This is a genomic window from Micromonospora sp. URMC 106 (assembly GCF_051386395.1).
In the GTDB taxonomy this organism is placed as follows: domain Bacteria; phylum Actinomycetota; class Actinomycetes; order Mycobacteriales; family Micromonosporaceae; genus Micromonospora.
The window spans coordinates 1-219 of sequence record NZ_JBPQTP010000301.1; the positions used below are offsets into that span (position 1 = coordinate 1).

The 219-nt window shown below is 64.8% G+C and carries 1 protein-coding gene; it reads left to right on the top strand.

The features are described 5' to 3' along the window. Positions 1-109: 109 nt before the first annotated feature. Positions 110-219 (top strand): GntR family transcriptional regulator (locus ACSNOB_RS32190; protein WP_436691240.1); only part of this gene is annotated, 110 nt, incomplete at its 3' end.

The window sequence follows — 219 nt, forward strand, 5'->3', positions numbered from 1 at the left end:
TGTACGGCGTACGCGGATGCGTAAACAAGCCGCTGACCTGCATTTCTATGCTAGTACAGAGGGTCGCTGTTAGGCTGTCTGTGCTAGGACAGGGTAAGTGGGGGATGTGGTGACCGAGCCGCCGTACCAGCGCATCGTCGCCGACCTGCGCCGCCGCATCACCGACGGCGAACTGCGCCCCGGCGACCGGGTGCCATCGACGCGTCAGCTCGCCATCCG